A 13,736-nucleotide genomic window follows, 5' to 3' on the forward strand; every position below is an offset into this window, starting at 1 on the left:
GATTATCAAAACATGTTTTTCATTTCCAATAGATTCTAACATCTTGTAACTCTAAAAATTAAGAAACATGAAACTCACTCACATTCTATCACTATCTCTTGCCTCACTATTGATTTTTAGTTGTGGCTCTCCGGACAATATGGAAGAAAAAGAATTTAACATAGCATATGAAAAATTTACCTTGGATAATGGTCTGGAGGTAGTAATCCATGAAGATCATTCAGACCCAATAGTAGCAGTTGCCACGCTTATGCATGTGGGATCGAACCGTGAAAAACCCGGCAGAACTGGATTTGCACATTTCTTCGAACACATGTCTTTCAATGATTCTGAAAACGTTCCAAGAGGAGCAAATAGAAAAATGATACCGGAATGGGGAGGAAGTCGGAACGGAGGTACCTGGTCTGACGGTACCATCTATTATGAAGTAGTACCAAAAGATGCGTTTGATAAAATTCTATGGATCGATTCAGACAGATTCGGATACATGATCAATACGGTCACTGAAGATGCGTTGGAAGCTGAGAAGCAGGTAGTGAAGAACGAAAAGCGTCAACGAGTGGATAACGCTCCTTATGGATATACCGATGAGATTATCCGTAAAAACTTGTATCCAGAGGGCCACCCATACAGTTGGACGGTGATTGGATCGCTACCAGATCTTCAGGCCGCAACATTAGACGATGTAAAGGAATTTTATGAACAGTGGTATGGAGCTGGTAATGCAACATTAGTAATTGCCGGAGATATTGACCCTGAAGAAACAAAAGAGAAAGTGAAGCAATGGTTTGGCGAAATAAGAAAAGGCCCGGAGGTAGAAAAGCCTGAGCCAATGCCAGTTACACTTTCAGAGACTAAATCCCTCTATTTCGAAGACAACTTTGCAAAGTTACCAGAGCTGCGAATGGTTTACCCGACAGTCGAAGATTATCATGGAGACATGTATGCATTAAACGTACTTGGTCAACTGTTAAGTGGAAGCAAAAAAGCCCCTCTGTATCAGGTAATTGTTGAGGAAAATAAGCTTGCTCCTAATGCTTCAACTTATCAAAGCTCTAATGAAGTTGCAGGTGAGTTTGTTTTCAGAGTGCGAGCAAATGAGGGTAAAGACCTTGACGAGGTAAAGTCTGCTGTAGAAGAAGGATTAAACCGCTTCGAAACCAATGGAATCGATGAGAAAGATTTGCAACGCATCAAAGCAGAGTTGGAAACAAATTTGTATCAAGGTATAAGCACAGTTTTAAACAAAGCTTTTCAGCTAGTAACAGACAATGAATTTGGTGGAGACCCCAGCTACATAACGAAAACAGCCAAACTGACTCAGGCAGTAACAGCCGAGGATGTGATGAGGGTTTATAATAAGTATATAAAAGATCAGAACTATGTGATGACAAGTGTGGTGCCTTCAGGACAATTAGATCTGGCGGTAGAGGGAAGTGAAAAAGCAGAAGTTTATATTGAAGAAATTGTTTCAGACGTAGCATCTGAGAATACTTCAAGAGGAGAGGTGGCCGAGTACGAAAAAACTCCTTCAAAATATGATAGATCAGAGCCTGATTTTGGAGAGTTGCCATTGTTAAAGTCGCCTAAAGTCTGGAATGCATATTTGGATAATGGGATGCAGGTGTTTGGCATTGAAAATAAGGAGTTGCCATTGGTCTATTTTGATATCACGCTGAAGGGTGGGCATTATCATGATCCGATTGAAAAATCAGGAACAGCTGATTTGTTATCTGACCTAATGACTGAAGGTACTCAGACTAAAACACCTGCGGAGCTTGAAGAAGCAATTGGTCTTCTTGGAGCATCAATCAGGATGTATGCGGGACCAGAAGAGATCACCATTTCTGCATCATGTCTTTCAAGAAATTTTGAAGAAACATTTAAACTCGTTCAAGAAATTCTGTTGGAGCCTAGATGGGATGAGAAGGAGTTTGATAGGTTGAAACAATCATTAATTACTCGTTTGAAAGGAAGAGAAGCCAGCCCAACAGCTATAGCTTCTACTGTTTACAACAAACTCTTGTATGGAGATAACCATATTTTAGGGTATTCAACCACTGGCACATTGGAAACGGCAGAAAATATCTCATTAGCTGATTTAAAAAACTATTACGATACAAACTTCTCACCTTCAATAGCAAGCTTCCATGTTGCAGGAAGTATTGATAAATCAGATGTAATGGACCAACTTGAAGGTTTTGCGTGGGAGTCAAAGGATGTAGAAATAGTAGCTTATGATCCACCTCAATCAGCAAATGGAGGAAAGATCTATTTCATTGATTTTCCTGGGGCAAAACAATCCGTTATTTACATAGGTAAATTGGCGATTTCAGGCATGAATCCAGAATACAATGAACTGACATATGCTAACGAAAAATTAGGTGGAGGATCGAGCGGACAATTATTTCAGACCTTGCGAATTGAAAAAGGATATACCTATGGAGCGTATGCTTTCATACCCCAACGAACAGCGGTTGCTCCTTTCACCGCTACGTCAAGTGTTAGAGCCAACGCTACATTACCGTCGTTAGAAATCATGAAAGAAATGATAGCGAATTATGCAGAAAATTTCACAGATGAAGACGTAGAGGTAACAAAAACCAAAGTATTGAAGGCAAATACCAGGGCATTTGAGAGTTTGGGTGCCAAGTTGAATATGCTCCATGAAATCACCAAGTTTGGTAAGACTCCAAATTTTATGGAAAAAGAGCAAGATGAGCTAACCTCTATGAAGTTGAGCGATTACCAGCGCCTCATTAAAAAATATATGAACGAGGATAAGATGATTTATTTGGTGGTAGGAGATGGCGAAACACAATATGAGGAAGTAAGTAAACTAGGAATGGGTGACCCGATTGTATTAGACATCAAAGGGAACCCTCTTAATCAATAAGAATCAAAGCCCAGTTGTTAAAGCTGGGCTTTTTTATCTATTCCATTTCCATTGCACTTTCAACCGCATCTGTTATTTCCTGCATCTTAGCACGGGTATACCTGCCAGAAGTGGCATATACTATTTTTCCTTCCGGGTTTAAAACAAAAAAATAAGGTAGTTCCTTTCCGTCAAATTTAAGCGCGTCTTTATACTGATTAAGTGTTCCTTTATAGAAAAGGATATTTCCCTGCATCCGTTTATCAATGGTTTTTTTGAGCTTATTCATCACCTTTTTATATGCTGGTCTTTTTGCTCCCGTAAACATGGGGATGAAATACGTATAAACGTCAAACGAAAAATCAAAGGGTCCCGGGTTGGGATTTTTATAGATAAACTGATTGTAAGTTGGCTCAAACCATCCCTTCAGGTAGTCTTCTGCCTTTTTCGAGTAGGCAATTCCAATAAGTGTATACTTGCCTCCAATGTCTTCCGGGATATTTACAAATTCATTCGTAAGTGTTTCAGCTTCCATATTTGGAAACATATTTCCAACCTGAGCCAATGTTGTAGTGTTACAAATGAATATTCCAACTATGATTAACGAGGATATCTTTTTCATTGAGGTTACTTTTTTAAGTAGTTAAACTATTTATCATTAACGAAAGAATCTTGTTTCTATCATTATTTTTCTAAATTTCATCCAATTTTTAACGATAACAACCATGCAATTTAAAAGAATCAGCTATTCAGTCATTTTCATGCTTTGTGCACTTGTGAGTTTCTCTCAAGCACATAGAGACGCCTACAACCAAGGCATGCAAGCAATCAAGTTTCAAAAGTATGAAACAGCTATTGATAAGTTTCAGGAGGCTATTAAGCTCTATCCTCAATATGCAGACGCATGGTTTTACTTGGGTAAAACGTATGATTTCTTAAATAGAACAGAGGAAACCATTAACGCATTCAGAAATCTTGAAAAGGTAGATGCAGATTATAACATTAGCATCTATTATGATATAGCAAGAGCTTATATCGAACTAGATAATTTGAGAAGTGCTCGTATTTACATCAAACGATATCTAGAAAAAGCACCAAAGAGCCCAAAAGCTGCAAAGCTTATTCACCTGGCAATGAATCGGTTAAACTACATTGACATTAGCCAGGAATTGAGAGCCATGTCTCCAAACACCTCTGAACCTGTGCCGATTGCCTCGGTAAATAGTATTTCAGGTGATTACATGCCATCAGTTAATCCAACAGGCACTCGTTTGTACTTTACAAGTGTGCGAAAGGGAGGGTTTGATTTTAAGGACGAGAACAGTGCAGAACTTGATTTTGGAGAGGATATCTATTATTCAAAACTAGAAGGCGATCAATGGAGTGCTCCGGAATTATTACCTAAGCCGATTAATTCAATGGCCAATGATTTTGGCTCTGCGTTTACTGGAGATGGTCAGAATATGGTATTTGTACGATGTGATGAGAATGGAGCGATTGGTAGCTGCGATCTTTACATTACGCAGTTGAATGGAAATACATGGAGTGACCCTGAGAACATGGGAAATGTAGTGAACCACGAGGAATGGGACAGCCAGCCAACCATCAATTCTGATGGTAATCGAATCATTTTCACTTCACGCAGACCTGGAGGTTATGGAAATTCGGACCTTTATATGGTTGAGAAAAATCACCTGGGACTGTGGGGAATCCCTCAAAATATGGGAAGTATCGTTAATACCCCGCTTACTGAGAATAGCCCATTCCTGGCAGCTGATGGTAAAACGCTCTATTTCTCTTCAACCGGGCACCCTGGAATGGGAGGAGCTGATGTTTTTTATACCGTTTTTGAGAACGGAAAATGGTCTACTCCCAAGAATTTAGGGAAGCCAATAAACTCCGAAGGGAATGATACAAATTTCAGTATTTCGGCATCCGGAAATGCTTATTTGGCATCTTCAAGATTGGATGAAAACAACTTTGATATTTTCAAAGCTGAATTACCCGATGAGCTCAAGCCAAAGCCAACAATTATTGTTCAAGGTATCGTCTCCAACTCGGAAGATAAGCAACCACTAAGTGCTCTGGTTTTGGTGGAAGACCTTAATACGGGCGAATTAATCGCAACGAATAAGAGTAATGAAGCTACGGGTGAATACCTGGTAGTTTTACCTGCGGGTCGTGATTACAGTGTGTCTGCAAATGCTAAGGGATTCTTTTTCTATTCTCAAAGCTTTGAGTTGCCAAAAGACACCACATATGTTGAAATAATGAATGACATTCCACTAGAGCCAATTAAGAAGGGAACAAAAGTGGTATTGAATAACATCTTCTTTGAAGTTGGGAAGGCAGAACTAAAGCCTATTTCCTATGTGGAGCTAAACAAGGCTGTAACGCTTATGAAGAACAATAAAACGATGAAAATCGAGGTAGGGGGTCATACTGATAGTCAAGGTGCAGATGCTAACAACCTCAGTCTTTCACAAAAAAGAGCGCAATCTGTTGTGGAATATATGGTCTTGGCTGGGATTGAGCGTGGACGACTCATTGCCAAAGGGTATGGAGAGACCGTGCCAATCGCTGATAATAATACAATAGAGGGAAGAGCAAAAAATAGGAGAACCGAGTTCGTAATTGTAGAATTCTAACCGGAGAAAGGAAATTTCATCTCATCTTCCTTGATTTCGATAAAGTCATGTATTGTCAAAAGATTCAATAACTGAGGAATCACTTCTTTCATTCGTTTAAGAAGTGATTCCTTTTTTTCAAGACCATAAATAAAGACCATCTGTTCAGGAATTTTTCGGCTAACGTAGCTTTTAACGAAATCATCATCTTTGGTAATGATCACGTATCCTTTGCGAATAGTCAATCGACGCAGCTGGTCGTCCGTGATTCGTTGTTTTTGATTTGATTTCATCTCATTAACGTGGTGGGCAGTGATTCCATTTTCTCTTAAATCAATTGCCAGTTCGGGAGGAAGGTTTTCATCTACAATGAATCTCATTTTAAAAAGAACAAATCATTTCAAATCAGGTTACTTACATTAAACCTAATTAAATATGTCCCTACTAGGCACTCTCATTAAGAAAGGAATTGAATTAAATCAGAAAATTCAATTTGAATTATCAACTCCAGAAAAACAACAGGAAAATCAGCTAAAATCTCTCCTTGAAAAAGCTAAAGACACTTCTTTTGGAAAATTCTATGATTTTAGAGGCTTGCTTGAAACAGATGAGTTGGTAAAAGAGTACAAACAACGGGTTCCAATCCATAATTACAAGCAGATTCATGATAGATGGTGGCATCAGCAGCAAAATACACCAGACATTACCTGGCCGGGTAAACCTTCATTTTTTGCCCTAAGTAGTGGCACTACCGGTAAATCCAGTAAGCGAATTCCTATTACCGATGATTTTTTGCAAAGCATGAGGGACGTAGGAACTTCCTTGGTAAAGGAACTCCCAAACTATGATTTCCCGGACGAGTTATTCGAAAGTGAGATTCTTATGCTAAGCAGCAGTGCCAATTTATCAAAACATGATTATGGACATTTGGAGGGAGAAATTAGTGGGATTAATGTAAGCAACTTTCCAGATTGGTATGACTTGTTTTATCGCCCAGGAAAGGAAATCGCTAGTATTTCAAACTGGGATGAACGAGTAGCAAGAATAGTAGAGGAAGCACCGAACTGGAATATAGGAGCCATTGCAGGAATTCCATCTTGGGTATTGCTAATGCTGCAGGAAGTCGTCAAAGGTCACGGTTTGAAAAACATTCATGAGATATGGCCGAATTTGACTGTTTACGCAAGTGGTGGGGTTGCATTTGAGACTTATAGAAAAGATTTTGAAGCAATAAGCGGAAAGCCATTAACCATCATGGATACTTACCTGGCTTCTGAAGGCTTTTTTTCCTACACTTCTAATCCGGGAAGTATGGATATGAGACTTGCACTATCTCATGGCTATTACTATGAGTTTATTCCATTCGACGAACGTGGGGTGGATGAGACGGGCCAGCTTCTGGAGAATCCTGTGTCTCTAGGAATTGGTGAAGTGGAGTCCAATCAGGATTATGTCCTGGTGATCAGTACCTGTGCTGGGGCCTGGAGGTACATCATTGGCGATACCATTAAGTTTACAAGCTTAGATCCTCATGAGATTAAAATTACCGGCCGAACGAAATTCTTCCTAAATGTCGTTGGCTCACAGCTTTCGGAGGAAAAAATGGATGCTGCAATACTCGAAGTTTCAAAAGCTATGGATGTCAGCGTAAATGAATATTGTGTAGGAGCTATAAAGAATGAAGATGAAGAATACATTCACCAATGGGTGGTCGTTTCAGAAAGTGATTTTGATACTTCGTCTTTTCAGGAAAAACTGGATAAGGCGTTAAAGAATGCAAATAAAAACTACGGAGTAGCACGAAGTAAAGCACTCAAAGGTATTTCAGTCAAGAAAATCAGTAAAGAGCAGTATCATAGCTATCTCGATAGGAATAAGAAGAAAGGTGGTCAGGTAAAAACGCCTAAGGTAATGGGAGAGAAAAAGATGAAAAAGCTAATGAATTATATCTCTTGAGAAGTAGGTTGCATCAGTGATTTTTCTTTCACACACATTTCAACCGCCTCGATTGACATATAGTATTTTCTCATTTGATCCTTATAAGGTTCATCTATTAAATCATGATTAAAAACGAATTCCTTTGTTGCGAGAATCTCTTGATGAAAACCAGCATCTATCGCTATTTCATCTGCTCTATGCTCAACAGCTTTTTTAAATGAATCTGAAAAGAGATATTTCAAGCCATAGGTTATCATTTGGAATGTAGAATGAGGGGCATAATCCACCACATGACCCAATTCATGTGCAAACCACCCTTTAAGTACGTTTTCTGGAAGGTTTGATATCTTAATAGATTCACTGTTTCGTACGTATCTGGCTAATTTAATCTTGTAAGTATCAGGTCCGCCCAAGAGATTCGCAATTGAAATAACAGGTTGTGCCTGCATGGTGGTGCCCTTAATTTTCTTTTGCCTGAGAATGAGTTTGTATTTTTTTAAATCATCGAACTGATTGAGCGTCTCCAGAAATATTTTCCTTGTACGTTCTTCTTCAACACCTTGGAATATGACTGTCTCCATATGATAAGCAACAAGTTAAGACTTAAACAGTTCATAAAAATCTGATTTAACAAACTGAAACCTTTAGTTGAATAAATTCGATTGCACTCTTATGAGATGCTTCGTCGTATTCATTTTACTATCATTTCTTATTTCTTGTGAAAAAGATGATGGGCTGGTATTTCCACCAACCCAAGAATCAATTGCTTCCGAGTTTCGAAACAGATTTGGTTTGGAAGTACAGCAAGTGCCGGTTGTATTTAATGAATTCAATTCTCATTACGTTAGTGTTATTTACCTCAATGGTACCAGATACAGAATCTACTTAACTAATTCAGGACAAATCCTAACCAATCGAATCACCCCATTATTTCCAAAAGGCCAACAGCGTGTTTTGTGCATTGTAAGACTTCCATCACTTTTTGAGCAAAATTTGGATTTCTTCATTAGGGAATGGGAGTCTGCTCAAACGGCGATCAATGAACAGCACGCAACTTTAGCCCAACAAAATGGACTTGAAAATTCATTGGTCTCATTCAAAAATGATAATTATTACGTCAGTCAGAATGATTTTCCAGCCTGGGATCCCAACAGAAATTCAATTGAGGATTTTAAGTTGTTTGCAGCGAATAATCAAATCGATATTGCGACTTATGATATCCTGCTTTTACTGGATTTGGACATAAACAATCCAAATGGTGGAGTGGGTTCCTGGGAATCTGCTTTTGCGAAAGTGGGATGGTTTTATGAGGACACTGATTTATCGGTAGAAAGATTAAATGGCATAGCCTATGCAGCCTATCATCATGAAATTGGGCATGTGTGGGGGTGGGAGCATGAATGGACTGACCCTTATGATAATAATGGGGGATTTATTACCGAACCGTCACTTTTTGGATGGTCCGATATTAATGGAAACGGGGTGCCTGAAATAATTGATGAAAATCAATATTAAAAAGCAGAAAGGGCTTGGTATACCTTGTCAACAGGCAAACCAACGACGTTATAAAATGATCCTTTAATCCACTCTACACCTATCATGCCTATCCATTCCTGGATGCCATAACTGCCCGCTTTGTCCATGGGAGAAGCTATCTCGATATAATGGCTGATTTCATCTTCTGTCAAATCCTTGAATTTAACTTCTGTTGTGCTTGAGAAAGCAACTTGTTTTTCTGAATTGCTTATGCATACTCCTGACATCACCAGATGTATTTTACCGCTAAGTGTTTTTAGTACATCAAATGCCTCTGCTGCGTTATTAGGTTTTCCTAAAATGCGATCATTGAAAATAACCACAGTATCTGAGGTCAGGATTGTGCCGGTTTTGAATGCTTCTCTATGAGCTTTATTCTTTTCAACAGCTAAATATTCAGCCACTTCTGTAGATGCCATATCAGCAGGAAAGTTCTCCTCAAATTCAATAGTTTTTACCTCAAATTGGAAACCTGCGGCAGCTAATAGTTGCTTACGCCTTGGTGATTTAGATGCTAGAATCAGATCATTGAAATGCTTCATCAAAAAAGGAATTGAATTCATCTTCTTTTATAGACCCAAATAAAAAACCACAGATCACTTTAGGGTAGAAATACGTACTTTTTTGAGGTAGCGTGTAGCCGCTATAGCACACTTCTTTTACAGTATCAATCGAGATGTCTTTGGTTATAATGGCACACTGTGCTTCATTTTTTATCACAGCTGTTAAACACTTTGTAAAATTTCGCTCGAACGTAAGATTTTTACTTCCTCTTTGCTCTTTACCTGGTATTCCTAGGCATTTTTCGAATACAAAGTAGTGCATCACAGTCAGGTCCAGCTCTTTGATTGTACGTGGAAAATCCCAGTCTAAGAAATCTATCATTTCGGGTTTCAATCGAATCTTATAAGCTTCATTTTCTATAAGCAGTCCAAAGGCCCATTGCTTTCCTAGTATCACCTCATTTACGTCCATTGCTTCAGCAATGGGTTTGATGAAGAAATATTTATCAAGCTTTTCAAGCAGTTCTGTCTTGGAAAATTTTTCGATCCCATTGACCATTCTATGTGTAGGTAATATCCTCAAATCATCAGACTCAGTATTGGTGAAATACATGAGATGATAATTATAACCTTCTTTACCGGTATGGTTTGGGTTGTTTTGTGCTCGTTCTTTTTGATAAAGCAAAGATCCTTCGTACCTGTGATGTCCGTCAGCTAAAATAATCTGCTTGTCTTTGATGATATCCATGATTCTTCGGATCACCTTCACATCATGGATAACACTAAACACGTCGCGAACACCCTGATAATCTTCTGTTTCATACAGAGGATCCAAAATCGCTTCATCGAGATATTCTTCTATCTCATGTGAGGTGTCTGTATAGAGTCCATGTGTAGGGCTCACATTTAATTGTGTCTTATCAAGAATCTCCATTCGATCATTAACTGAGAATGGCATAGTATTCTCATGCCTCAATAACACTTTTTCGTGCCAGTCATAAACACGCAGATTTGCGATGAATCCTTTTCGAATGTGCTCACGATCTGAGCCTGGTAACGTGAAATATTGATAATAGACATAGATAGCAGGAAGGTCATCCTGCTTGATGACACCATCGCTTTTCCACTGGTCTAACCTTTTTGAGGCGTGGAAACCAGAGTCGTCTTCCAATGGAACTGATAAGTGGATACTATTAAATTCTTCACTGTAAAGAGCCTCTCGTTGGCTTTCCGATACAACATCAAATAATGGCGATACCAATCCATCGATGTTTTCAATGAGTTGCGAATTATACCTCCAGGCTCTCAGCGGTTTTATTTCTGCCATTTAATCTCGCATCCTTTCTTTCCACTTACTTTTAGATTCGCTACCATTTGATGAAGCCGACACTTGCTTGGCAGATGAGTTCTTTAATTCATGAGCGATTAGAGCCGCTATTCCAGCTATTTCATCGTCAGGTATCTTCTTTAATGCTTCAGGATCGTAATGAGACTCAACAAATTTGGTGGTGAATGATCCGTCAACAAACTCTTTATGGGTAAGCACAAAATCACAAAAAGGAAGTGTTGTTTTTACTCCGGTGATTTGATATTCAGCTATTGCTCTTCGCATTCTGTCAATAGCCTCCGTTCGGTCTTTGCCATATGTTATCAATTTGGCAATCATGGGATCATAATATATTGACACCTCGTGTCCTTGCTCATACCCATCATCAACACGAACACCTGCCCCTTGTGGACGTATGTATGTCTTAAGCTTACCTGTGTCAGGGAGGAAGTTGTTTTCCGGATCTTCAGCATATACTCTTACCTCCAGGCTATGTCCATTTATCGATAAGTCATTTTGTGAAAAGCCGATTTTTTCCCCGTTCGCTATTTTGATTTGCTCTTTGACAAGGTCAACACCCGTAATTAATTCAGTTACCGGATGTTCCACTTGCAAGCGGGTATTCATTTCCAAAAAGTAGAAGTCCAGGTTTTCATCAGCAATAAATTCGACAGTACCAGCTCCAAAGTAGCTGCATGATTTTGCCACATTTACAGCGGCTTCACCTATTTGCTTTCGTCGTTCCTCTGTTAGCAGGGCAGAAGGCGCCTCTTCAATTACTTTTTGATGCCTACGTTGGATACTGCATTCACGTTCAAAGAGATGAATGATATTCCCATGTTGATCACCCAGTACCTGAACTTCAATGTGCTTGGGAGAGGAGATGAATTTTTCAATAAATACTTCATCATTACCGAATGAATTCCGTGCTTCGCTCATCGCTCGATCCATTTGTTCTTCAAAATCTTTGGGATCATTCACAATCCGCATCCCTTTACCTCCACCTCCAGCGCTTGCTTTTATCATGACCGGATATCCAATTTCATTAGCGACCTTCTTCGCTTTTTCAACATCATTTATTGGTTCATCCATTCCAGGGACGAGTGGAACATTAAACTTTTGAACCGTCTGTTTTGATGTCAGTTTATCCCCCATGATACGGATGGCTTCCGGAGATGGTCCTATAAAAATGAGTCCTTCTTTTTCCACTCTTTCCGCAAAAGAGGCATTCTCGGATAGAAATCCGTATCCCGGATGAATTGCATCAGCACCCGTTTGTTTACATGCTTCAATTATTTTATCCTGAACGAGGTAGGACTCAGAAGCTGCTGCTGGGCCGATATTTACTGCCTCATCAGCGTATGATGCATGCGGAAGTAATTTGTCGGCATCACTATAGACAGCTACGGTCTTGATTCCCAGCTCTTTGGCTGACCTCATTACTCGAATGGCAATTTCACCTCTATTGGCTACTAATATTTTCTTTATAGACATAATTCAATCGTTAGCGCAAGTTTATTCAAAAGGCTACATTCATTATATGCGTATTCTGCTAAATTTGCAACTTGTTTGAAAAAAGGAGAACACAAGTAAATGGATTTATTTGAGAAATTACTCAGTGACAAAGGAGCGTTAGGTCAATACTCCTTTCTAGATCAGGATTTGAATTACTATTTCTTTCCGAAACTCGAAGGCGAAATAAAGCCACGAATGACGTTCAAAGGGAAAGAGGTATTAGCGTGGAGCTTGAATAACTATTTAGGACTCGCTAATCATCCTGATATTAGAAAAGCGGATACTGAGGCTACTGAAAAGTGGGGATTAGGATATCCCATGGGTGCTCGTATGATGACTGGTAATTCCGATTATCATGATCAGCTAGAGCAAGAGCTTGCTGATTTTGTGAGTAAACCTGCCGGTATGCTACTAAACTACGGCTATCAGGGAATCATGTCTGTCATAGATGCACTGGTTGATAGAAAAGACGTAGTGGTATATGATGCAGAATGTCATGCTTGTATCATCGATGCGCTTAGAATGCACATCGGAAAGCGATTTGTGTTCCCACATAATGATATTGAAAGTTGTGAAAAACAACTGAAAAGAGCTGTAAAACTAGCGAATGAGCAAGGTGGTGGTGTTTTGGTCATCACCGAAGGGGTCTTTGGGATGAGTGGAAACACCGGCAAGCTCGATAAGATCGTTGAGTTAAAGGACAAGTACAATTTCAGATTACTGGTAGATGATGCACACGGGTTTGGGACCATGGGTAAAACCGGTGCTGGTGCAGGTGAGCATTACAATTGCCAGGATGGGATTGATATCTACTTCTCCACATTTGCTAAATCTATGGCTAGTATTGGTGCTTTTATAGCAGGAGAAAAGAATATCATTGATCATTTAAGATATAAAGTAAGGTCTCAGATTTTTGCCAAATCTCTTCCAATGCCATTGGTCGTAGGAGCCTTGAAGCGACTGGAAATGCTCAGAACTATGCCAGAGCTCAGAGAAAAACTTTGGACCATCGTAAATGCATTGCAAAATGGATTTAAAGAACGTGGTTTCAATATAGGTTCAACAAACTCTCCTGTTACACCTGTAGTGATGAATGGCGATGTGATGGAAGCATGTAATATGGTAGTGGATTTACGTGAAAACTATCATATATTCTGTTCGCTGATTTCATATCCAGTTATTCCAAAGGGGATGCTTATTTTAAGAATAATTCCGACAGCCATGCATACGCTGGAAGATGTGGAGGAAACATTAAATGCTTTTGAAGCTATTAAGAAAAAACTGGATAGTGGAGTTTACAGAGAAGCGGGAGTGGAAGGAGCCATGATTGCAAAATCTTAATATTTCTGCTAAAAAATCTGTTTATTAACGAATTTGGGCTATATTGCCTCAACTTTAAAATTTATCGATAACCT

11 protein-coding genes are annotated in these 13,736 nt (G+C 39.2%); 5 read left to right on the top strand and 6 right to left on the bottom strand.

The window, feature by feature from the left end; genetic code table 11:
• Positions 1 to 67 precede the first annotated feature (67 nt).
• Positions 68 to 2,896: a M16 family metallopeptidase gene (locus ACO05G_RS06955; RefSeq protein ID WP_421765306.1), complete on the top strand. Its 2,829-nt coding sequence runs from the start codon at positions 68 to 70 to the stop codon at positions 2,894 to 2,896.
• A 37-nt stretch (positions 2,897 to 2,933) separates the two neighbouring features.
• On the opposite strand, the gene ACO05G_RS06960 is transcribed toward ACO05G_RS06955, so the two are convergent.
• Complete coding sequence (locus ACO05G_RS06960; RefSeq protein ID WP_348282469.1) at positions 2,934 to 3,497, bottom strand: hypothetical protein; 564 nt, start codon at positions 3,495 to 3,497, stop codon at positions 2,934 to 2,936.
• A gap of 103 nt (positions 3,498 to 3,600) precedes the next feature.
• On the opposite strand from ACO05G_RS06960, the gene ACO05G_RS06965 reads away from it, so the two are divergent.
• Positions 3,601 to 5,523, top strand: a complete 1,923-nt coding sequence (locus ACO05G_RS06965; protein WP_421765307.1) for an OmpA family protein — start codon at positions 3,601 to 3,603, stop codon at positions 5,521 to 5,523.
• Here the strand turns inward: ACO05G_RS06965 and ACO05G_RS06970 are convergent.
• Positions 5,520 to 5,882: a DUF5615 family PIN-like protein gene (locus ACO05G_RS06970; RefSeq protein ID WP_421765308.1), complete on the bottom strand. Its 363-nt coding sequence runs from the start codon at positions 5,880 to 5,882 to the stop codon at positions 5,520 to 5,522. The two genes, ACO05G_RS06965 and ACO05G_RS06970, sit on opposite strands and share 4 nt — an antisense overlap.
• Before the next feature lie 55 nt (positions 5,883 to 5,937).
• Between ACO05G_RS06970 and ACO05G_RS06975 the strand changes: the two genes are divergently transcribed.
• Positions 5,938 to 7,458 carry a GH3 family domain-containing protein gene (locus tag ACO05G_RS06975; RefSeq protein ID WP_421765309.1) on the top strand — a complete coding sequence of 507 codons (1,521 nt, stop codon included), beginning with the start codon at positions 5,938 to 5,940 and terminating at the stop codon, positions 7,456 to 7,458.
• Here ACO05G_RS06975 and ACO05G_RS06980 read toward each other — a convergent pair.
• On the bottom strand, positions 7,446 to 8,021 hold the full coding sequence (locus ACO05G_RS06980) for a hypothetical protein (RefSeq protein WP_348282465.1): 576 nt from the start codon (positions 8,019 to 8,021) through the stop codon (positions 7,446 to 7,448). The two genes, ACO05G_RS06975 and ACO05G_RS06980, sit on opposite strands and share 13 nt — an antisense overlap.
• A gap of 91 nt (positions 8,022 to 8,112) precedes the next feature.
• On the opposite strand from ACO05G_RS06980, the gene ACO05G_RS06985 reads away from it, so the two are divergent.
• Complete coding sequence (locus tag ACO05G_RS06985) at positions 8,113 to 8,955, top strand: reprolysin-like metallopeptidase (RefSeq protein ID WP_348282464.1); 843 nt, start codon at positions 8,113 to 8,115, stop codon at positions 8,953 to 8,955.
• On the opposite strand, the gene ACO05G_RS06990 is transcribed toward ACO05G_RS06985, so the two are convergent.
• Genes ACO05G_RS06990 through accC form a run of 3 tightly spaced genes read right to left on the bottom strand, consistent with a single transcriptional unit; the run spans position 8,952 to position 12,303 of the window.
• Positions 8,952 to 9,518, bottom strand: coding sequence for a Maf family nucleotide pyrophosphatase (locus ACO05G_RS06990; protein WP_348282463.1), 567 nt, complete (start codon positions 9,516 to 9,518; stop codon positions 8,952 to 8,954). The two genes, ACO05G_RS06985 and ACO05G_RS06990, sit on opposite strands and share 4 nt — an antisense overlap.
• A complete protein-coding gene (locus ACO05G_RS06995) occupies positions 9,502 to 10,806 on the bottom strand; it encodes a DUF1015 domain-containing protein (protein ID WP_348282462.1) in 1,305 nt (434 codons plus the stop codon). Before ACO05G_RS06995 ends, ACO05G_RS06990 begins: the two co-directional genes overlap by 17 nt.
• The gene (gene accC, locus ACO05G_RS07000; protein ID WP_348282493.1) at positions 10,807 to 12,303 is read right to left on the bottom strand and encodes an acetyl-CoA carboxylase biotin carboxylase subunit; all 1,497 of its coding nucleotides are present in this window, start codon (positions 12,301 to 12,303) and stop codon (positions 10,807 to 10,809) included.
• A 96-nt stretch (positions 12,304 to 12,399) separates the two neighbouring features.
• Between accC and ACO05G_RS07005 the strand changes: the two genes are divergently transcribed.
• Complete coding sequence (locus ACO05G_RS07005; protein ID WP_348282461.1) at positions 12,400 to 13,662, top strand: aminotransferase class I/II-fold pyridoxal phosphate-dependent enzyme; 1,263 nt, start codon at positions 12,400 to 12,402, stop codon at positions 13,660 to 13,662.
• Positions 13,663 to 13,736 lie beyond the last annotated feature (74 nt).

Source organism: Ekhidna sp., assembly GCF_965227465.1.
Classification (GTDB): Bacteria; Bacteroidota; Bacteroidia; order Cytophagales; family Cyclobacteriaceae; genus Ekhidna.

Bases quoted from the DNA above. Each gene is read 5' to 3' on its own strand.
- ACO05G_RS06955 (WP_421765306.1), top strand. From the start codon at position 68: ATGAAACTCACTCACATTCTATCACTATCTCTTGCCTCACTATTGATT.
- ACO05G_RS06960 (WP_348282469.1), bottom strand. From the start codon at position 3,497: ATGAAAAAGATATCCTCGTTAATCATAGTTGGAATATTCATTTGTAAC.
- ACO05G_RS06965 (WP_421765307.1), top strand. From the start codon at position 3,601: ATGCAATTTAAAAGAATCAGCTATTCAGTCATTTTCATGCTTTGTGCA.
- ACO05G_RS06970 (WP_421765308.1), bottom strand. From the start codon at position 5,882: ATGAGATTCATTGTAGATGAAAACCTTCCTCCCGAACTGGCAATTGAT.
- ACO05G_RS06975 (WP_421765309.1), top strand. From the start codon at position 5,938: ATGTCCCTACTAGGCACTCTCATTAAGAAAGGAATTGAATTAAATCAG.
- ACO05G_RS06980 (WP_348282465.1), bottom strand. From the start codon at position 8,021: ATGGAGACAGTCATATTCCAAGGTGTTGAAGAAGAACGTACAAGGAAA.
- ACO05G_RS06985 (WP_348282464.1), top strand. From the start codon at position 8,113: ATGAGATGCTTCGTCGTATTCATTTTACTATCATTTCTTATTTCTTGT.
- ACO05G_RS06990 (WP_348282463.1), bottom strand. From the start codon at position 9,518: ATGAAGCATTTCAATGATCTGATTCTAGCATCTAAATCACCAAGGCGT.
- ACO05G_RS06995 (WP_348282462.1), bottom strand. From the start codon at position 10,806: ATGGCAGAAATAAAACCGCTGAGAGCCTGGAGGTATAATTCGCAACTC.
- ACO05G_RS07005 (WP_348282461.1), top strand. From the start codon at position 12,400: ATGGATTTATTTGAGAAATTACTCAGTGACAAAGGAGCGTTAGGTCAA.